Source organism: Sphingomonas sp. (assembly GCF_965200135.1).
In the GTDB taxonomy this organism is placed as follows: domain Bacteria; phylum Pseudomonadota; class Alphaproteobacteria; order Sphingomonadales; family Sphingomonadaceae; genus Sphingomonas.
The window spans coordinates 352673-369785 of sequence record NZ_CBDATK010000004.1 but is presented as its reverse complement, the minus strand read 5'-3'; the positions used below and the strand labels follow the sequence as shown (position 1 = coordinate 369785).

At 64.1% G+C, this 17113-nt stretch carries 20 protein-coding genes; 6 read left to right on the top strand and 14 right to left on the bottom strand.

All coding sequences use genetic code 11. The features are described from left to right. From ACOFKS_RS03965 to ACOFKS_RS03945, 5 genes are all read right to left on the bottom strand, one after another. Nucleotides 1–1117, bottom strand: a protein-coding gene (locus tag ACOFKS_RS03965) for an IS3 family transposase (protein ID WP_419807937.1) whose coding sequence is annotated in 2 segments (ribosomal slippage) — nt 1–865 and nt 865–1117 — 1118 coding nt annotated over the 2 segments. Because the reading frame shifts where the segments join, the coding sequence is not laid out codon by codon here. This gene is flagged as partial in the annotation. 125 nt (nt 1118–1242) lie between these two features. After that, nucleotides 1243–2175 (bottom strand): hypothetical protein, encoded by a 933-nt coding sequence (locus ACOFKS_RS03960; protein ID WP_419807936.1) that lies wholly within the window; start codon nt 2173–2175, stop codon nt 1243–1245. A gap of 246 nt (nt 2176–2421) precedes the next feature. Further along, a complete protein-coding gene (locus ACOFKS_RS03955; protein WP_419807935.1) occupies nt 2422–3666 on the bottom strand; it encodes a YihY/virulence factor BrkB family protein in 1245 nt (414 codons plus the stop codon). Nucleotides 3667–3850: 184 nt separating this feature from the next. Next, on the bottom strand, nt 3851–4090 hold the full coding sequence (locus ACOFKS_RS03950; RefSeq protein ID WP_419807934.1) for a hypothetical protein: 240 nt from the start codon (nt 4088–4090) through the stop codon (nt 3851–3853). Between the two features lie 98 nt (nt 4091–4188). After that, nucleotides 4189–4374: a hypothetical protein gene (locus ACOFKS_RS03945; protein ID WP_419807933.1), complete on the bottom strand. Its 186-nt coding sequence runs from the start codon at nt 4372–4374 to the stop codon at nt 4189–4191. A 208-nt stretch (nt 4375–4582) separates the two neighbouring features. Between ACOFKS_RS03945 and ACOFKS_RS03940 the strand changes: the two genes are divergently transcribed. The 3 genes from ACOFKS_RS03940 (at nt 4583) to ACOFKS_RS03930 (ending at nt 7077) form a co-directional block, all read left to right on the top strand. Then, nucleotides 4583–5188: a peptidoglycan DD-metalloendopeptidase family protein gene (locus tag ACOFKS_RS03940; RefSeq protein ID WP_419807932.1), complete on the top strand. Its 606-nt coding sequence runs from the start codon at nt 4583–4585 to the stop codon at nt 5186–5188. Nucleotides 5189–5491: 303 nt separating this feature from the next. After that, entirely contained in the window at nt 5492–6451 is a 960-nt protein-coding gene (locus tag ACOFKS_RS03935; RefSeq protein WP_419807931.1) for an IS481 family transposase, read from the top strand. A 2-nt stretch (nt 6452–6453) separates the two neighbouring features. After that, complete coding sequence (locus ACOFKS_RS03930) at nt 6454–7077, top strand: NAD-dependent epimerase/dehydratase family protein (protein ID WP_419807930.1); 624 nt, start codon at nt 6454–6456, stop codon at nt 7075–7077. A 304-nt stretch (nt 7078–7381) separates the two neighbouring features. Here the strand turns inward: ACOFKS_RS03930 and ACOFKS_RS03925 are convergent, their stop codons facing one another. After that, nucleotides 7382–8161: an SDR family oxidoreductase gene (locus tag ACOFKS_RS03925; RefSeq protein WP_419807929.1), complete on the bottom strand. Its 780-nt coding sequence runs from the start codon at nt 8159–8161 to the stop codon at nt 7382–7384. A 190-nt stretch (nt 8162–8351) separates the two neighbouring features. Beyond that, nucleotides 8352–9086, bottom strand: a complete 735-nt coding sequence (locus ACOFKS_RS03920) for an SDR family oxidoreductase (protein ID WP_419807928.1) — start codon at nt 9084–9086, stop codon at nt 8352–8354. Between the two features lie 130 nt (nt 9087–9216). On the opposite strand from ACOFKS_RS03920, the gene ACOFKS_RS03915 reads away from it, so the two are divergent. Beyond that, the gene (locus ACOFKS_RS03915; RefSeq protein ID WP_419807927.1) at nt 9217–9528 is read left to right on the top strand and encodes an ArsR/SmtB family transcription factor; all 312 of its coding nucleotides are present in this window, start codon (nt 9217–9219) and stop codon (nt 9526–9528) included. 125 nt (nt 9529–9653) lie between these two features. On the opposite strand, the gene ACOFKS_RS03910 is transcribed toward ACOFKS_RS03915, so the two are convergent. Further along, complete coding sequence (locus ACOFKS_RS03910) at nt 9654–9746, bottom strand: hypothetical protein (RefSeq protein ID WP_419807953.1); 93 nt, start codon at nt 9744–9746, stop codon at nt 9654–9656. Here ACOFKS_RS03910 and ACOFKS_RS03905 point away from each other — a divergent pair. Next, nucleotides 9703–9825, top strand: a complete 123-nt coding sequence (locus ACOFKS_RS03905) for a hypothetical protein (RefSeq protein WP_419807955.1) — start codon at nt 9703–9705, stop codon at nt 9823–9825. The two genes, ACOFKS_RS03910 and ACOFKS_RS03905, sit on opposite strands and share 44 nt — an antisense overlap. Here the strand turns inward: ACOFKS_RS03905 and ACOFKS_RS03900 are convergent. Further along, a complete protein-coding gene (locus ACOFKS_RS03900; RefSeq protein WP_419807926.1) occupies nt 9822–10040 on the bottom strand; it encodes a hypothetical protein in 219 nt (72 codons plus the stop codon). The genes ACOFKS_RS03905 and ACOFKS_RS03900 overlap by 4 nt on opposite strands. A 507-nt stretch (nt 10041–10547) precedes the next feature. Here ACOFKS_RS03900 and ACOFKS_RS03895 point away from each other — a divergent pair. Then, on the top strand, nt 10548–11093 hold the full coding sequence (locus ACOFKS_RS03895) for a hypothetical protein (RefSeq protein WP_419807925.1): 546 nt from the start codon (nt 10548–10550) through the stop codon (nt 11091–11093). On the opposite strand, the gene ACOFKS_RS03890 is transcribed toward ACOFKS_RS03895, so the two are convergent. The 5 genes from ACOFKS_RS03890 to ACOFKS_RS03870 are packed head-to-tail and all read right to left on the bottom strand — an operon-like array spanning nt 11051 to nt 17064. After that, the gene (locus tag ACOFKS_RS03890) at nt 11051–11980 is read right to left on the bottom strand and encodes an N-acetylglucosamine kinase (protein ID WP_419807924.1); all 930 of its coding nucleotides are present in this window, start codon (nt 11978–11980) and stop codon (nt 11051–11053) included. The genes ACOFKS_RS03895 and ACOFKS_RS03890 overlap by 43 nt on opposite strands. After that, nucleotides 11977–13062: an SIS domain-containing protein gene (locus ACOFKS_RS03885; RefSeq protein WP_419807923.1), complete on the bottom strand. Its 1086-nt coding sequence runs from the start codon at nt 13060–13062 to the stop codon at nt 11977–11979. The genes ACOFKS_RS03890 and ACOFKS_RS03885 overlap by 4 nt, the downstream gene beginning before the upstream one ends. Before the next feature lie 46 nt (nt 13063–13108). Beyond that, nucleotides 13109–14395, bottom strand: a complete 1287-nt coding sequence (locus tag ACOFKS_RS03880; RefSeq protein WP_419807922.1) for a D-tagatose-bisphosphate aldolase, class II, non-catalytic subunit — start codon at nt 14393–14395, stop codon at nt 13109–13111. Between the two features lie 42 nt (nt 14396–14437). Then, nucleotides 14438–15721, bottom strand: coding sequence for an NAD(P)/FAD-dependent oxidoreductase (locus ACOFKS_RS03875; RefSeq protein ID WP_419807921.1), 1284 nt, complete (start codon nt 15719–15721; stop codon nt 14438–14440). Between the two features lie 17 nt (nt 15722–15738). Further along, entirely contained in the window at nt 15739–17064 is a 1326-nt protein-coding gene (locus ACOFKS_RS03870) for a glutamine synthetase family protein (RefSeq protein WP_419807920.1), read from the bottom strand. Nucleotides 17065–17113: the final 49 nt, after the last annotated feature.

Below are 17113 nucleotides of genomic sequence, written 5' to 3'. Positions count from 1 at the left end.
GGTGAAGCAACGGGCGGGGTTAACCCCGCCCGTTGCTGTTCGAGTTCGGCGGCGAACGCCGCCGGTGTGGCGTAGCCGAGCGAGGAGTGCGGCCGCTCGGTGTTGTAGTCGTCGACCCAACGGGCGAGGATCTCCCGGGCCTGGCGAACCGTGAAGAACAGCGTCTCGTTGAGCAGCTCGTCACGCATGCGACCGTTGAAGCTCTCGACGAACCCGTTCTGGGTCGGCTTGCCCGGTGCGATGTAATGCCACTCGATGCCAGCGTCGCCCGACCAGGCGAGCACCGCGTTCGAGGTGAGCTCGGTCCCGTTGTCGCTGACGATCATCTTGGGTGCGCCGCGCTCGGCGATCAAATCGCCCAACTCGCGCACCACCCGCTTGCCTGAGATCGACGTGTCGAGCACCGCCCGCAAACACTCGCGCGTCACATCGTCGACGATGTTGAGCACGCGGAACCGCCGACCGGTTGCCATCTGATCATGGACAAAGTCCAGGCTCCAGCGCTGGTTGGGAAGCGCCGGCACCGGCGCGGGCGCCCGCGCGCCGACGGCCCGCTTCCGCCCCTTCCGGCGGCGTACCGTCAGACCCTCTTCGCGATACAGCCGCTGGGTCTTCTTGCGGTTGATCGTGATGCCGTCACGCCGGAGCAGGATGTGCAGCCGCCGATAGCCGAACCGCCGGCGCTGCTGCGCCAGCTCGCACAACTTCGACCGCAGGTCGCCATCATCCGCCCGGCACGAGCGATACCGCATGCTCGTGCGGTCCGCCCCGACGACAGCACACGCCCGCCGCTCGCTCATCCCCAGCGTCGCCTGGAGATGCGCGACCGCTTGCCGCTTCGCGGCGGGCGCTACCATTTTTTTGACAGCAGATCCTTTAGACCCGCGTTGTCGAGCATCGTGTCGGCAAGCAACCGCTTGAGCCGGGCGTTCTCCTCCTCGAGCGCCCGCAGCCGCTTCGCGTCGGATACCTCCAGACCGCCATACTTGGCCTTCCACGCATAGTACGTCGCGCTCGACATCGCGTGCTTGCGGCACAGCTCGGTCACTACCGCGCCCGCCTCGGCCTCCTTCAGGATGCCGATAATCTGCTCTTCAGAAAACTGCTTCCGCTTCATCTGTCCGTCCCTTCGAGGGGCCGGTCTTTAGGTCCAGGTGGATGAAGAAACGGGGGTCACGTCACATACAAGCGCTACCCGCAGGCGATTTGAAGTTGATGCTAGAGCTGTCCAGTTCAACGGATTTACTCGTCGTACGGTTCGCCCGTGTCGAAAGTGAAGCCACATCGGCGGCATCCTGTCCAATAGCTCCAGCCGCCATACTGTGATGGTCGAGGGATCAGGTCGGTCTGCCCGTTGACCGAGTTACAACTTGGGCAGCGCCAATCCGTATCTGGCCAGATGATATGCGGTGGATGAGGGATGAAGGCATCCTCTTGCTTCTCGGCATCCTCAAGAGTCTTTTCCTCGATCCCGGCGGGTGTGGCGAGGCCAGCATCTCGGATCGATCGAAAGGCTCCGGAAAGCGTGTCGTGCAGTTCAATATCGCCAACGCCAACCGCTTTGAGTTCCGCGCCGAGCATCGGGTTGATTAGTCGGCGCTTGCTCAGAGTGACGGCAAAGTCACTGTCACGTGAGATAATCCAAACCTTCGGTCGCCCTTGCGCGGCGTCAACGAACTGCTCCCAAGAGAGCTGGTCACCGAGCGGATCTGAGCGCTTGCCCGGGGGATTTCCGCGTTCTCGGCGATCCCGCGCTCGAGCCATCTGCTCAGTCGTCGCTTCCACGGCCTGGTCAAGCAAGGGCGAAAGCATGCCAGTTGCGAGATCGCTATTGGTGCTAATCGCCTGCGCGATCTCGGCGCTCGCGGTCTCCCAATCCTTCCTTGCTTCTCTCAGCGCTGAACTCAGCTCTAAAATTCTGGCGGTCGCGTCAGCATGCAACTTTACCTTGGTAAGATGATCCGGCAGGTCGGGTGGTAGCTCGTGGTCGAACTTGCCTCGCGTCTCAACGAACACGGCCAGCTTACGCCGACGGACCTCATCAGCCACCTGCCGGGTCACCAAGACGTGCTCGCGTATTTCGACCAACGGAAGGAGGAGCTCGGACGGGACACGTCCCGCCCTACAGCTCCAGAATCCAAGCAGGATGTTCGCGTCGATGAAGATTGAGGACATCGTCTGTTTCTAGCGTAAATAAGAGACGCTGACATCATCAATGCACCATCGGCAAGGCTTACGCCAACGTTCGACCCTCGCTTCCCGTTAGCCGGCATGCCGTCTCGTGGGCATGTCTTTAGCGGCATGAACGAGTGTCCGCTTCCGAGGCACAGCACAGTGCCCCTGAGCGACCGACTATGGGTCACGACAGACGCACGCGCACTTTGTGAGGCGACGCCTCGCGGGCGCCGGCTATGGCGAAGATCAGTCTCTCCGCCTCATCCAGCTGAGCGCGGCGGCCGTCGCGAGCAGCGCTCCGCCGATCGGAGCGCGACCCTTGCGCCGGAGCAACGCCAGACCGCCCGTAGCAAGCACCGACGAAAGCATTCCGACCTTCTGCAGTCCCGCCAGTCCGCCCGCCCGACTAGTTGCGCGTGCAGCCACATAGTTCTTGATTTCGGACCCTTCGGTCGTCGCCTGATCCGCGGTGTCTCCACCATCCCCCAATCCTGGGCTGCGGGTCGTCGTCTCGCGCTCGCCCGCCACCGTGTCGGCGGCGTGCGCACCGCGCGTGCCGAGCTGCTGGTCGGCGCCGATGGTCGTGTCCTTAGCCGTCTGCCGCTCCAGCTCGCAGTTCACCTCCGCGCCGAGCAACAAGATATAGGCCGATAGGTAAAGCCAAGTCAGCAGCACCACAGCCGCGCCCAGTGAGCCGTAAGTTGCGTCGTAGCTGCCGAAGTTGGCAACGTAGATTCCAAACGCGGCGGTCGCGGCGAGCCAGGCAAGTGTCGCGCCGACGGAGCCGGGGCTCAGCCACTTCCACTCGGCCTCATCGCGGTCGGGTGCGTAGCGGTAGAGTGTTGCCGCCGCGCCCGCGCCGGCCGCCGCCATAACGACGTAGGTCGCCAGCTTGGCGAGCCCGAGCACCCATCCCGGTGCCCAAGGTAGCAGCGCGTCGAGGTGCCCCAGCGCTGCGATCGCTATCGTCGCCACGATCGCCAGCACGACCGCGCCCCCTGTGATCGCCAGCGTGACCAACTGGAGCCGCACAAACCCGCGCGTTTCCTCCTCGTCATAGGCGATGTTGAGCGCGGTGATGATCGCGCCGGCACCCTTGGTCGCGCCGTAGAGCGCGATCAGCAGCGCAACGAGCAAGCCGAGGCCCTTCTTGCCGCCGGACGTGGTGACCACATTCATCAGCTGCTCGCCGATCAGCTTGGCGGCTTCGCCTGGCATGACGGACGTCATACCCTGGACGTTGTGGATGACCGACTCCGGGCTGGCGACCAGCCCGTAGGAGAGCACTACCGCACCGAGCATCGGAACCAGCGCCAGGACGCCGCAGAAAGCGACACCCGACGCGATCAGGCTGATGTTGTCGGCAGAACCCTCCTTCCAGGCGCGAACCAGCACGTCCTTCCAGCCCTTTGCCGGGATCTCGGCCGGACTGTCCGCGTGCTTTCCGCGATCATCGGCGCTTGGGTTCTGGTTCGCCGCTACCGTGGTCATCTATCACTCCGGTTAGCGACGCCTGCTCCGTACCGCCCACATAATGCACGTCGACGTTCGGTGGTTGCGGTCGAGCAGTTTCGACCGTCGCCTTGTAGCGGCAGTCTCCCCAACTGCCTGCCCGAAAACTGGGGCAACTCTCACCGCCCCTGGTGCGGCGCTCCGTTCGACTCCAGGCGATCGCCTACTTTGCCGATTTGAGCTTCCCTGATCCCGCATCGACCGGGTCGCTTCCAGTCAGAGCATGCATGCCCTTGCGGATGCCGTATTGAACGGCCCAACCCAGCGCATAGGTCGCCACGACCGGCGCTAAAACGCGGATTGCGGACTCGGCTACGGTACCGATGATCGCGCCCTTGATCCCGCTGTCGCCGTCGCCTCGATCAATCGCGGCGCCGATCAGCGCACCGAGTAGATTGGCCATTCCGTTTCTCCCCAAACCGACAAGGGTGCATAGTACGAGCATTGCTAGCAGATGGTGACGAAAACTTTCGAGTAAGCGGTTTCCGATCGAGGCTGCGGTCAAGCACGCCAGCCCTCGGCGATCGGCGCACTCGACGACTGCCAATGCGACGGGACCTGAAACAGATTGCGCGCGAGGGTGACCACCGTGTCGAGGCTCAGGTCGACATCGCTGCCGACGAGATCGTATTGCTGCATTGCCGACAGGCGATCCGCCTCATTGTGCGTTGGTGGCGAAGCGATCATGTGACGCGCCTTCGCACAACACGGTCAACGTCTAGCGTCCTTCTGAACGAGCGTCCGTTTCTGGAAAGGCGCTCGGAGGCATCGAATGGCGCCTTTTGGGTCCTTGCGCCACGACGGGCTGTCGTTCCAACGGCAATCGGGAGCGCATAAGAGTGACTGCGCTCGATCTGGTTTGCCGTCGATTAATGGTCGGCGTAGCCTAGCCGGCATGCTCTTGCTTCTCGCCGCAGTGATCTCGGGCTTCGACCCTATGAAGCTGCCGCGAGCAAAGCCAACCTCGCCCGTCCCGGTCGTCGAGCTCGCACCGGTCTTCTATGAGCCGTTCCTGTGCGGCGAGCACCCCGACGGCTCCCTCCACTATGTCGGCGATGCTTTAGGACGAGACTGCGTCGTGGTGGGCGGAATCGATCCGGCTACCGATGGCGGGTTCCCGCGCCCTTTTCGCACATCCGGGGCGGCTAACGCCGATTGGTACGGCTGGCACACGGCGGTGCACGCACCTTTTAGAGGACGCGTGATCGGCGTTCACCAGAACAGCAACGAAAACACGCCAGGCGTGTCGGGCAAAGACTTAGCCGGTTATGTCGCGTTCCGACGGTCGGACGGCTTGATGGTCACCTATGCTCACGTCGCGAATGTTTCCGTCAGGGTCGGGCAGGAAGTTACCGCCGGCCAGGTCGTCGGCGTAGTCGGCAACAACGGTCATGCCAGGATGCCGCACATTCACGTTGGAGCATGGCGCGGTTCGATCGCGTACCAGATCAGGTGGGACCTGCGGGCTGAGGGCCGAGTGCCTGCCCTTCAGCATCAATAGCGTCCGGTCGATCTGCAAGTTGGCACTTAGCCATCCTACCGCGGGTGCTATTCGGTGACCAAATTGAGCTGAACGGACGTCCGCTTTTGGGGGCGTCCTTGAGCACGTGAGTAACCGACTGTGGGTCGTTCCGCCAACAGCGAGGGAAGGCAGCTATCCCCCGGCGCTTACCGATACCTTCCTGTCCGCAGTCGCTTAATTGCTGACATCGCCCACGCTAACTGACCGGGAGATGCGAAAGCCTAGGTGTTTGATCCCACGGTTTGATGGTGCGATCCTTTCGTTTGAATGGAAGGAAGCCATATGGGACAGGTACGTCACGGGAGCGCCACGACCACGCACGCCGTCCGAGCAGCAATACAGCGATCGCAAGCTTCGCTCGCGACGCTGAGCCGGGAGCTGGGGATCAACCCCAAGACGGTTGCGAAGTGGCGCAAGCGGGCGACGGTCGAGGATCTGAAGACCGGGCCGAAGGCCCCTCATTCAACGACCCTGTCCGAGGCCGAGGAGGCGATGGTCGTCGCGTTCCGGCGCCACACGCTGCTGCCGCTCGACGATTGCCTCTACGCCCTGCAGCCATCGATCCCGCACTTGACCCGGTCAGCGCTGCACCGCTGCTTGCAGCGACACGGAATATCTCGCCTGCCAGACATTGAGGGCGAAAAGCCGAAGCGACAGCGCTTCAAGCGCTACCCGATCGGGTTCTTCCATATCGATATCGCCGAGGTTCAAACCGCCGAAGGCAAGCTCTACCTGTTCGTCGGCATCGACCGCACCAGCAAGTTCGCGGTCACCCAGCTGGTCGACAAGGCCGATCGACGAACGGCGTGGGAGTTCCTCGAACACCTGCTGAAAGCCGTGCCCTACCGGATCCACACGATCCTGACCGATAATGGCATTCAGTTCGCCGAGCAGCCGCGCAACCGTAACACCGCCTGGTCGCGTCAGATGCGCTTCGACATGATCTGCGAGGCGAACGACATCGAGCACCGGCTCACCAAGCCGAACCATCCCTGGACCAACGGTCAGGTCGAGCGGATGAACCGCACCATCAAGGAGGCAACCGTCAAACGCTTCCATTATGAGAGCCACGACCAGCTCCGGACGCATCTCGCCGACTTCATGGCCGCCTACAACTTCGCCCGCCGGCTCAAGACGCTGAGCGGCCTCACGCCCTACGAATACCTAGCCAAGATCTGGACGGCAGAGCCAGACCGGTTCATCGTCAACCCGATCCACCAGATGCCGGGACTAAACACCTAGCAATGGGTGAGGCGCTGGCTGGGACGGACAAGCCGATCCTGATTACTTCAGGGATTGGAATCGGTACGCCACGAAACGGCGGTCGGGCGACCGAAGACGTACTCAATCCGCTGCACGCCAATCCCCGCATCGTCACCGAGCTTGCAGCCGCAGCGCTGATCGCTCGGCGCATCGACGTACGCACTATTCGGTTGCCCCAGGTGCACGACACCACCAAGGCCGGGCTAATCACCCCGCTGGTCGCGGAGGCGCGCCGTGCCGGAGCAATGGCTTATGTGGGCGAGGGCACTGCGCGCTGGGCTGCCGCACACGTCAGCGACGTGGCGAAGCTTTACGTTCTGGCTCTCGAACGTGGCGAGCCAGGCGCGAGATACCACGCCTCGGCCGAAGAAGGCATCGATGCGCGCACCATTGCCGAGGCGATCGGCAAAGGGACCGGACTGCCGGTCCGATCGATCGCCGAGAACGAGATCGAACGCTATTTCGGCTGGATGGCACCCTTTTCAAAACTCGATATGATCGCATCGAGTTCTTGGACCCAGGCGCGGCTGGGATGGAAACCCGTTGGTCCCGATCTGATCGACGATCTTACTGCAATGGACTATTCCGTAACCGTAGCAGCGTGATCGCCTACCGTTGCGCGCCGGCTGATGGTATTATCGATTGGCGTGCAACGGGCTTGCCTGTCGTCTCGACCAAGCTATTTAGTTTTAGTCGGCTACGTTTGTAGCAGCCGTTTAAGACAGGTGAAGTGACTGCGGTAAACGTCTGCTGCCCGGAACGTTAGGCCCAAGCTTCGTCGCCAAACGGTGTTGCTTGGAAGACGTTCCTAACCGTCCCGATGGTAGCGCGGCCGGGACATCCTCGACGGTAGCCTTAGGCCAGCGGGTCCAGAGCATGCGAGCGGCGAATTCATAACGTGTGGCGTCTTCATTCATGTCGCTCACCATCCGCACGCTGCTTGGCGGCGCGATCGGTCAGCGTCTTCAGCGTCTCATCGAACCGACCCTCGCGCTCCGCCAGTCGCAGGAAGTTTACCTCGTCGACCAGAATTTCGTGCGGCGTCGGTTGTTGCGCGAACTGTGCGGCGACAGCGTCCGCGAAGGCATCGAGCGGCATATAGCCCGGGCGGTTCGCCTGCCCCGGCGTAAGATCGGTCTGCACGCCGGGGGGTGCCACCTCTATCACCTCGACCTTGCCCGCAAACTGGGTTCGCAGCGAAACCGTGTAGGAGTGGATCGCCGCCTTCGTGGCCGAATAGGTCGGCGCGGCCACCAGCGGCACATAGGCAAGGCCAGACGTGACCGTGACGATCGCGGCATCGGGCTGGCCCGCCAGATGGCCGACCAGCGCGTTCGTCAACCGGATCGGGCCGAGAATGTTTATCGCGATTGTCGCTTCCGCATCAGCGAGATCGCGCCGCCTCGTCAGATCCTCGAACGTCATGATGCCGGCATTGTTGAACAACACGTTCAGCGCGGGAAAATCGACGACGACCTGCTTCGCGAACTGATCCACGGCCGCGGCATCCTCGACATCGAGGATCATCGGATACATGCGATCGCGTCCCTTCGCCGCTCGTTGCAGCGCTTCCAGACGTCGACCGACGATGATGACCGTATCGCCTCGATCGTGGAAACGGTGAGCCAAAGCTTCACCGATGCCGCTGCCGCCACCGGTCATCAGGATCGTGTTGCCACTGGTCTTCATGATCGGGTGCTCCGCATCGAGATAAGTCCGTCGGCTTCAAATGATTGTCGCATCAGATCGTCCATTACAGCCCTGCCGGCCTTACGGTGAAATGACCGAGCGGTTGCCGCCGCTCGGTGTCGCTCGTTCGTAACGCACCGAGAGCGCGACCGGCCTCTCCCGCTTTTGCGAGGAGACCGATCGCGATCGCTCATGCCGCCGCGCCGCCGTCGATGTTCAGCGTGGTGCCAGTGATGTAGCTCGCATCGGGTCCGGCAAGGAATGAGACCGCGCCCGCGATCTCCTCGACCTTGCCATAGCGGCCAAGCGGGATCGCTCCCATCATCTGCTGCGCGAACTCGCCGGCGGCGGGGTTCATGTCGGTATCGATCGGTCCGGGCTGCACTGTGTTGACCAGGATGTTGCGCGCCGCGAGGTCCTTCGCCCAACCACGTGCCAGTGCCGCCACTGCCGCCTTGGTTGCGCTGTAAACGGCGGTCGCCGGGAAGGCGAGTTCGCCGGAGACACTGCCGATGAGTATGATGCGCCCACCATCGCCGAGGTGTGGCAGGGCCGCGCGAGTACCGACGTGCAGGCCCTTCACGTTGACCCCGAACTGGCGGTCGAAGGTTCCGTCGGTATCGTCGGCAACGGCAGAGAACTCGGCCACCCCGGCATTGTGAACCAGGATGTCGATCGCCCCCAAGGCCGCCGCAGCCTGCTCGACGCCGGTGCGCTGAGAGGCAGGGTCGGCAGCGTCGGCTTGGAACGCGAAAGCGGTGCCTCCCGCGCTTTCAATCGCCGCAACGGTGGCATCTGCTGCATGCTTGTTTCCGGCGTAGGTGATCGCGACAGCCGCACCATCAGCCGCCAGGCGTTTGGCGATCGCCGAACCGATGCCGCGTGATCCTCCGGTGACGAGCGCCTTCTTGCCCTGAAGTGACATGTGAATTCTCCGAGATGTGGCCCGCGATCACGCCGTCGTGCGCTGTCGGCAAGCTCGAAGATGGGGCGACACGCAAACAGTTCAATAATCCCGAACTATTAAATTTATGCGGTCGTCCTATATCTGACCGATGCCCCGCTTCACTCATCCAAGGCTGAAGGACGTTCCACTCGATCTGGCGCTTCACGCGCTCGCTGATCCCAACCGGCTGAGCATGGTAGCGCGGCTGGCGGCAACCGAGCGGCTGAGCTGTACCGACGCCTCGCCGTGCGAATCCATCCCGAAAAGCACATTGTCCAACCACCTGAAGCTGCTGCGCGCCGCGGGACTGATCGAGACCACCCAGGCAGGTCGCGAAATGATTAACATGCTTCGGCGATCGGACTTCGATGAGCGATTTCCGGGTCTTCTCGAAGCAGTACTCGCGAACCAGCCTGCCTAACTCCTGCTACGCAGATCGTACGGCTGCCGATAAATTGCTGAAGAACAGACGAACTTGCGGTTGATAATAAATCGTCGCGGCTGACTTGGCGAGCGGTCTAGTCGTCAAAATAACGCGGCACTGAGCTATTCGCAATCGCGCGTCCGAACGCAGCAGGAGAAATCACGTGCTCGGTTGAGCACGCCCGATCGCCCGGTGCGCAGCAAGGTGTTCGACATTCGCCGCGCAACGCCGTCGAGCCGGTTCCGCAGCACCGCCAGCTCGGCGCTGTTCAACGGGGGCATGACCAATTTTTAGGGCTCGATCAGCAGGGCGCCGTCGGCCGAGCGCCGAACGCACGCGGCAGGATCGACGACGACGGTCGTAAAAGGCGATCCGATCAACGCCGGGCCAGCGATCTCGTGGTCGGCCGGTATTGCATCCCAGCCCATCGCAACCGTGCGTGAAGATGCCGGGGAGCTGACGTCGCACGAGAAGAAGCCGCGCCGCACGAACACCGACCCGAGGATCACGACGCCTGCGCGACTCAGGACGCGCTTTGTCGTATCGCTGCATCACACGCCGGACTCACCTGGACATGCAGATCGCGACGATCCCCCGCGGGATATGGCGCGGCCTGCCTGCGTGGCGGTGTAGCCGAGACTGGTCTGCATCCACAGCGGCGAAAGCACGATGTTGGCGAGGATGCTCCGTAGTCCAGTAGGTGATCAGCAGCATTGTATAGCCCCGATGCCTGCCCGCGACCTCGCACACCCAGCGCGCCCGCTTCTGGCTTCAAGACCTCAGTTCGACCTGGACGCCGACCGCCCAGCACGCGTCATCGACCCCCCAAGGTCGGGCGCCTTCGGAGTTTCCGAACCGGCGAGGCTGTTCGAGCAGGGCCGGTTTGCGGTGTCCCCCGGGACAAGTGTCCTCATCGCTCGCAGTCCTGTCCTCGACCTTTCGACGGCAATGGCTAGCCCAGACTCCGAAAGGTGGCAGGTCCGGGACGGGCGATAGCCACCTCGGGAGAGGATCTTATGAAGGTAGACCATATCTTGGGTGCGTCACGTGCGGCGATCGTCTTGTCGACGCTATGTTGCGGCGCGCTGCCGCTGACTGCCGAGGCGCGTGCCTCGGACCGGCCGGTCGCGGGATCGGCCGCCGTCGTAGACCTCGACGACGTCCAGTCGACGCCAGCGCCTGAGGTCGGGAAGCCTTCGTCGGAGGCGCCGTCTGCGAGCAACGGCATCGCCGACATCATCGTAACTGCAACGCGGAGGGAGACGTCTCTTCAGCGCACGCCGCAGGCGATTTCGGTCCTCACCGGACCTGCGCAGGCACTTAAGGGGCAAACGCGTCTTGAGGATCTGGCGATCTCGGTGCCCAACGTGAACTTCGCCAGCACGAGCAACACGTCACAGCTATACATTCGTGGGATCGGAAACACGTTCCTCAACGCTGGTGGGGACCCCGGAGTGGCGAACGTGGCCTCGACCGGCTCGACGTCGCCAAGGTCAGCACCAATCGGCGTTGTTGCGATTTATGCCCCGGCGTTATGCCGGGAGTACAAGGCAGCGCCGTAGGCAGGAGTGTATCGGGGCGACACAAGTTTGAAATCGCCTGCATTTTGCAGCGATGTCACGAAGTGTCGTCGTACCAGACCGACATTGGTCAGGATACTTCCTGAGTATGATACGCTAACCGGCTCGGCTGCTCCGAAACCAAGCCTGTCCACCAAGGCGATAACCAGCGCAGCAAGCTTCTCCGCGGCATCGACCAGGATGGCATGCGCCGCCTCGTCGCCAGCGTCCGCCGCAGCGGAAACGATCGGCGCCAGGGCTGCGATCTCCGATCGGGACAGCGCAGCCCGGCCCATGACGCGCTCACAAACCTCCATATCGTCCCGGAGCGAAAGGTGCTCCGCCAATCGCTGGTGCAACGGTCCGATCGCCTGCCTTCCATCACTCATGCGCGAAAAAGTCGCGAGACCCTGAACCGCGATCCAATGGGCGGAGCCCTCGTCACCGATCACCTCCCCCCAGCCGCCGGCACGCGCACTTCGCCCTTGCCGCTCCCCATACCCGATCGATCCGGTGCCGGCGACGATGTTGATCCCGTCCTCACACCCAAGCGATCCGGCCCAACCGCAGACCATGTCGTTGCCGCAGGTGTAGCGATGGTGCCCCAGTAACGCGCCACAGGCGGCATAGAGGAGCGGATCGACCGTCCGGTCCTCACCATAGCCCGGCAGCCCGAAAAAGACCTGCGTAAGGTCTGTGGGGGCTATGCCGAGCGCCAGGCAGATCCTCGCCACACCCTCGCCCAGTCGACGGACGGCCTCTTCGTGACCGACCTCGACATGATAGGTCGTCCCAAGCGTTGCACCGGCGATCTGGACCCCGCTGTCGTCGATGCAGACGAACTCGGTCTTGGTGCCGCCGCCGTCGACCCCGAGGAAACGCGCCGTCACGCTGTCAGCGGGTGGATGCGCACGCCCTGTACGACGCGGTTGACCGTGCCGCTGGCATTCGGGCGATCGGGGACTAGTCCGAGGTGCTGCGAGACCCGCACACCATATAATTGGGCGATCGCGACAAACGGACAGAGAAGGTCCGCGTCGTCGGCGTTGTCGAGGCCTGCAACGACGATCGCGTCGCCGTCCAGCGGCTGCGCGGCGATTGCCACGACCGCGCCGGCACGGCCGTCGGCGCGCAGCTCGTCGAGGATATCGAGGTCGTACCGACGGCCGATCGGATCGTTGCCGATGAAGACCATCACCAACGTGTTGCTGGTGACGATCGCCTTGGGTCCGTGGCGGAAGCCCATCGGGCTGTCGAACGTCGTCACGACGGCACCGTCGCTCAGTTCCATCACCTTCAACGCCGCCTCGTGCGCGAGTCCCTTGAAGACCCCGCTGCCGAGATAGACGACGCGGTCGAAGCGGCGCGCGGCAAGCGCGGTAACGATCGGATCGGCCACGGTCAGTACGGCGTCGACCGCGTCGGCGATCGGGGGAACCCGAGCGTCGGTCGCTTCTATCCCGCTCAGGATCGATCGCGCCGCAAGCAGCATCGCAGTAAAGCTGGATGTCATCGCGAAGCCGCGGTCGTGCGTCGCATCGGGGAGAACGACGACGTGCTTGCCCGCACCGCAGCGTGCGCCGAGTGCGCCCTCGGCATTGCAGGTGATGACGAGATGGTGAACCTCGGCGAGGAGGGTGTCGGCAATTTGCACGGTAGCAACACTTTCCGGGCTGTTACCCGACCGACCGAACGAAACGAGCAACGTCGGTATTTCGGGTCGTAGAAAGCAGGTCGGCATGCTGACGATGTCGGTGGTCGCGATCGCCTCCACCGTCCGGTGGAGACGAGCTGACAGCCAGGGGGCCAGGCTCTCGCCGATAAAGGCGGAGGTGCCGGCACCGGTCAGCACGATACGCATGTCCCGCCGGCCGAGGAGCGGCCCGACGAACGCCTCGATGCTGACGCGATCCGCGCTTAGCGACGCTTGTGTCTTGCGTAGGGTCTCGGGCTGCTGGCGGATCTCACGCATCGTCCAGCGGTCGCCATCCACACCGGGCGAGAGAGTGGGCCGAAGTTCAGGCATCGGGGTTGCAGGCTCCGTGATAAGCATCGAGCGTCGCACTCACATGCGCCATCGCGATTGCGGCGGGATCGTTCGTTGCCGTGCCGGCGCGCAGCGCGGCGTAGGCGTGCGGGAGGTATTGACTGATCATGGCGAGCGGCGGCGGAGCAGCGCGCAGATTGGCGAACAGGTGCTCCTGCGCGGCGGCGATGGCCGCGTTCGGCCAATAATATCGGATGCGGTCGGACAGGCTGTATTGCAGTTGCAGGTCGAGTTCGGGTCCGGTTGCATGGTAATATTTGCGCCAGTGTCCGGGCTCGGCGTGCATGCGGTCGAGCACGACGGCGCGCAGCTCGGCCCGGCTCGGTTCCGGGATCGTCTCGCGCTCTATCGCATCCAGCGCCCACAATGCCTCGCGCAACGCGAACGTGACGCCGGGGCCCACCTTCAGAATCGCGAAATGATCGCGCACCAGCTCGGCAAGGGCCTGCGAGGTCTGGTAGTCGGTGGAGTGCGCCTCATAGACGATGCCGGGTACGGATTCGATCGCGGTGGTCAACGACGTGGTCTTGCCCGACCGATAATCGACGACCTTGTCGTGGTCGAACTCGACCCCCGGCTGCACGACGGAGGCGATCACGCGCTCCCACGCGGCCCCCAGATCAGCGGCAGCGAATAGGTCGCGATGCATGGTGATGGTCGCCAGCGCCGCCGCCGGGGTGGTGACGACCAAGTCGTCCAGGTCCTCGGCGGCACCGCCGGGAACCGGCACCTCCGTGCCGATGACGTATACCGGGGCAGCGGCGGCCCCGCTTACCGCACCCTCGGCGGCGCGGCACAGGCGCGCGGCGCGCTCGGCGATGATTTCCTCCGGAAGCGGCACGGGATCGTCGGCACAGCTCATCGAGCAATCGAGGTGGATCTTGCCGAAGCCGGCGCGGACGCAATCGGCGACCAGGATGCACGCCTTCGCCATTGCCGTTTCGGCGGGCAATGACGTCCAGGCGTTGGGGCCGAGATGATCGCCGCCGAGCACCAGCCGATCGAGCGGGAAGCCGACGCGATCGGCGATCCGTTCGACGTAGGCGCGGAAATCCGCCGGCACCATGCCGGTGTAGCCGCGATCCTGGTTCACCTGGTTGGAGGTCGCCTCGATCAACACCAGCGGCACGGACCGGCGCAGCGCGTGGCGCAGCGTCGCCTCGATCACCAGAGGATGGGCGGAACAGACCGACGTGATGCCGATCCGCTCACCCGCCTTGTGACGCCGGATGACCTCCATGACCGTTAGTGTTTGCATAGCGTCATCTCTCTAGCGGAAGGCGGAGACGGTGCCCGTCGATCACACGCCCAGGCGATCGCGGATGGAATAGTACCAGGAGCCGAGCACCGATAGCGGCACGCGAAACGCGCGCCCGCCGGGGAACGGATGGTAAGGCAGCGCCGCGAACAGGTCGAAGCGATCAAGCTGACCGCGCACCGCTTCGCCGAGTAGCCGGCCAAGCAGCTGCGTGGTGGTCACGCCGTGCCCGCTGTCGCCGTGCGAGAAGTAGATGTTCGGAGAAAGCCGACCGATCTGCGGCACCCGCGTCAGCGTCAGCGCGAACTTGCCACTCCAGGCATAGTCGATCTTGGCGTCGGCCAGATCGGGAAATGTCTTGAGCATGGCCGGACGAATCTTGTCGATGATGCTGGCCGGATCCTGCCCGCCATAGACCACGCCGCCGCCATACAGCAGTCGGTCGTCGGCCGTTCGACGGAAGTAATCGAGAACGTAGTTGGCGTCCTCGACGCAATGGTTCGCGGGCAGCAGGTCGGCAGCGTGCCTACCAAGAGGTTCGGTGACGATGATCTGGCTGGAGACCGGCATGATCCTGGTGGTCAGCGCGGGCACGACATCGTCCAGATATGCATTACCGCACAGGAGCACGATCTCCGCCTCCACCGAGCCCTGATCGGTACGAACGAGCGGTCGGGTGCCGCCGTCGATCCCGACGACGCGAGAATGTTCGTGGATCACGCCGCCCGCCCGCTCGAAGGCGGTGGCTTCGCCCAGCAGGAAATTAAGAGGATGGAAATGGCCGGCCACGGGGTCGATCATGCCACCGGCATACCGGTCGGTGCGGACGATCCCGTCCACGGCATCGCCTTCGACGATATAGGGAGCGTCGTGACGGTGGCGCGCCCAGACCTCCACCTCGGCGCGCAGCTCATCCAATTGCTTGCGGTTGAACGCGGCGACGAAGCCGCCGTCGACGAGATCGCAGTCGATCCCATGGCGCGCGACGCGCTCGCGGATCAGACCTGCGCCTTCCAGCGCCATCTCGCCGAGACCGCGCTCGGCGTCGCGACCATAGCGCCGGCCGATGGCCTCCAGGCTCCGGCTATAGCCGTTGATGAGCTGACCGCCGTTGCGTCCCGACGCCCCCCACCCGATGCGCTCGCTTTCGAGGAGAACGACGGACAGTCCGTGCCCGACGATCTCCAGCGCGGCAGAAAGTCCGGTAAAGCCGCCACCGACGATGCACACATCGGCTTTGATCGCTCCCACCAGGGTGGGGCGTTCGGCTGCCGGATGCGCGGTCGCGGCATAATAGCTCGTCATGCCCGCATAGGCCGGCGGCACAGCAGACGCGGTTTTCGTCATAGCGTCGCCAGATACGTGTCGTACTCGGTATCGGGCACGCGGGTGAGCAGTTCGTCGCGATCCTGGCGCTTGCACGCTGCCACCATGTCGCGCCCCGCCGTACCGAGCGCGTCGGCCATCGCGTCCGATGCAGCGAACGCGGCGATGGCGGGGCTCCAATCGAGCGGCAGCGATCGCTCGCCGTGACCGTGGGAGGAGGGTGCATGCCTGGGCCCGGGGTCGATCGCGCCGTCGATGCCGGCCAGCATGCCCGCGAAGATCGCGGTAAGCGCCAGGTACGGGTTGCAATCGGCGCCGGCCAAGCGGTGCTCGATCCGGGTCTCGGAGGGCGAACCGGTGATGACCCGCACCGCCGCCGACCGATCGTCATATCCCCAGCTCGCCGTCACCGGCCCGTAAGCACCACGACTGAAGCGCCGATATGAATTGGCATGCGGCGCGAACAGCAGCATCGCGTCCGCCATCGTCGAAAGAAGGCCGCCGACGGCGTGGCCGAGCATCGCGCTCTCCCCGCCGGCTTCGTCGGCGAACAGCGTCTTACCGGCGCGATCGAGCAAGCTGACGTGAACGTGCATGCCGCTGCCCGCCTGCGCGCCGAACGGCTTGGCCATGAACGTCGCGATGCGGCCGTGCCGCACCGCCGTCCCGCGGACGATGCGCTTGAGCAGGATTGCGTGATCCGCGGCCAGGCAGGCGTCGCCGATGTGCCTCAGGTTGATCTCGTACTGTCCCGCGCCGTATTCGCGCTGGATCGTCTCCGCCGGCACCCCCTGAGCGCGGCATGCGTCCTCGATCGCATCGAGCACCGGTGCCACCGAGCGCAGCGCATCGATCGACAGCACTTGGCCGCTGTCGCGTGACGACGGCCGCGCAGCCATGTCGTCGAGCAGATAGAACTCCAGCTCGGTCGCTACCATTGGAAAGAGACCCTTGGCGTTCAGCCGCTCGACCATCCGACCGAGCATGGCACGCGGATCGGCGTAGAACGGCGCGCCGTCGCCGTCGCGCATCGTCAGCATCACCTGCGCGGTCGGCCGATCGGCCCACACGACGGGCGCGACGCTGCCGGCGATCGGCCAGCACAGGCCGTCCGGATCGCCGGTTCCATAGGCGAGACCCGCTTCCCGGACGTCGCGACCCCAGATGTCGAGGGCGAAGATCGACCGCGGCATCGCCAGGCCCTTGCTCGATATCGCCAGTGCCCGTTGCCGTGGCAGCCACTTGCCGCGCCCGACGCCGTTCACGTCGGAAACGAACGCCTCGACCCGGTCGACCTCGGGATGCGCGGACAGATACTCTTGTAGGGAGAACAGCTGGACCATACGACTCCAAGTGTGATCACATATTACTGTGGGGCCGACGCTGTCCAGA

Bases quoted from the DNA above. Each gene is read 5' to 3' on its own strand.
- ACOFKS_RS03945 (WP_419807933.1), bottom strand. From the start codon at position 4,374: ATGATCGCTTCGCCACCAACGCACAATGAGGCGGATCGCCTGTCGGCA.
- ACOFKS_RS03870 (WP_419807920.1), bottom strand. From the start codon at position 17,064: ATGGTCCAGCTGTTCTCCCTACAAGAGTATCTGTCCGCGCATCCCGAG.
- ACOFKS_RS03960 (WP_419807936.1), bottom strand. From the start codon at position 2,175: ATGTCCTCAATCTTCATCGACGCGAACATCCTGCTTGGATTCTGGAGC.
- ACOFKS_RS03930 (WP_419807930.1), top strand. From the start codon at position 6,454: ATGGGTGAGGCGCTGGCTGGGACGGACAAGCCGATCCTGATTACTTCA.
- ACOFKS_RS03950 (WP_419807934.1), bottom strand. From the start codon at position 4,090: ATGGCCAATCTACTCGGTGCGCTGATCGGCGCCGCGATTGATCGAGGC.
- ACOFKS_RS03925 (WP_419807929.1), bottom strand. From the start codon at position 8,161: ATGAAGACCAGTGGCAACACGATCCTGATGACCGGTGGCGGCAGCGGC.
- ACOFKS_RS03935 (WP_419807931.1), top strand. From the start codon at position 5,492: ATGGGACAGGTACGTCACGGGAGCGCCACGACCACGCACGCCGTCCGA.
- ACOFKS_RS03910 (WP_419807953.1), bottom strand. From the start codon at position 9,746: ATGTCGAACACCTTGCTGCGCACCGGGCGATCGGGCGTGCTCAACCGA.
- ACOFKS_RS03885 (WP_419807923.1), bottom strand. From the start codon at position 13,062: ATGCGTGAGATCCGCCAGCAGCCCGAGACCCTACGCAAGACACAAGCG.
- ACOFKS_RS03880 (WP_419807922.1), bottom strand. From the start codon at position 14,395: ATGCAAACACTAACGGTCATGGAGGTCATCCGGCGTCACAAGGCGGGT.
- ACOFKS_RS03920 (WP_419807928.1), bottom strand. From the start codon at position 9,086: ATGTCACTTCAGGGCAAGAAGGCGCTCGTCACCGGAGGATCACGCGGC.
- ACOFKS_RS03955 (WP_419807935.1), bottom strand. From the start codon at position 3,666: ATGACCACGGTAGCGGCGAACCAGAACCCAAGCGCCGATGATCGCGGA.
- ACOFKS_RS03940 (WP_419807932.1), top strand. From the start codon at position 4,583: ATGCTCTTGCTTCTCGCCGCAGTGATCTCGGGCTTCGACCCTATGAAG.
- ACOFKS_RS03915 (WP_419807927.1), top strand. From the start codon at position 9,217: ATGCCCCGCTTCACTCATCCAAGGCTGAAGGACGTTCCACTCGATCTG.
- ACOFKS_RS03895 (WP_419807925.1), top strand. From the start codon at position 10,548: ATGAAGGTAGACCATATCTTGGGTGCGTCACGTGCGGCGATCGTCTTG.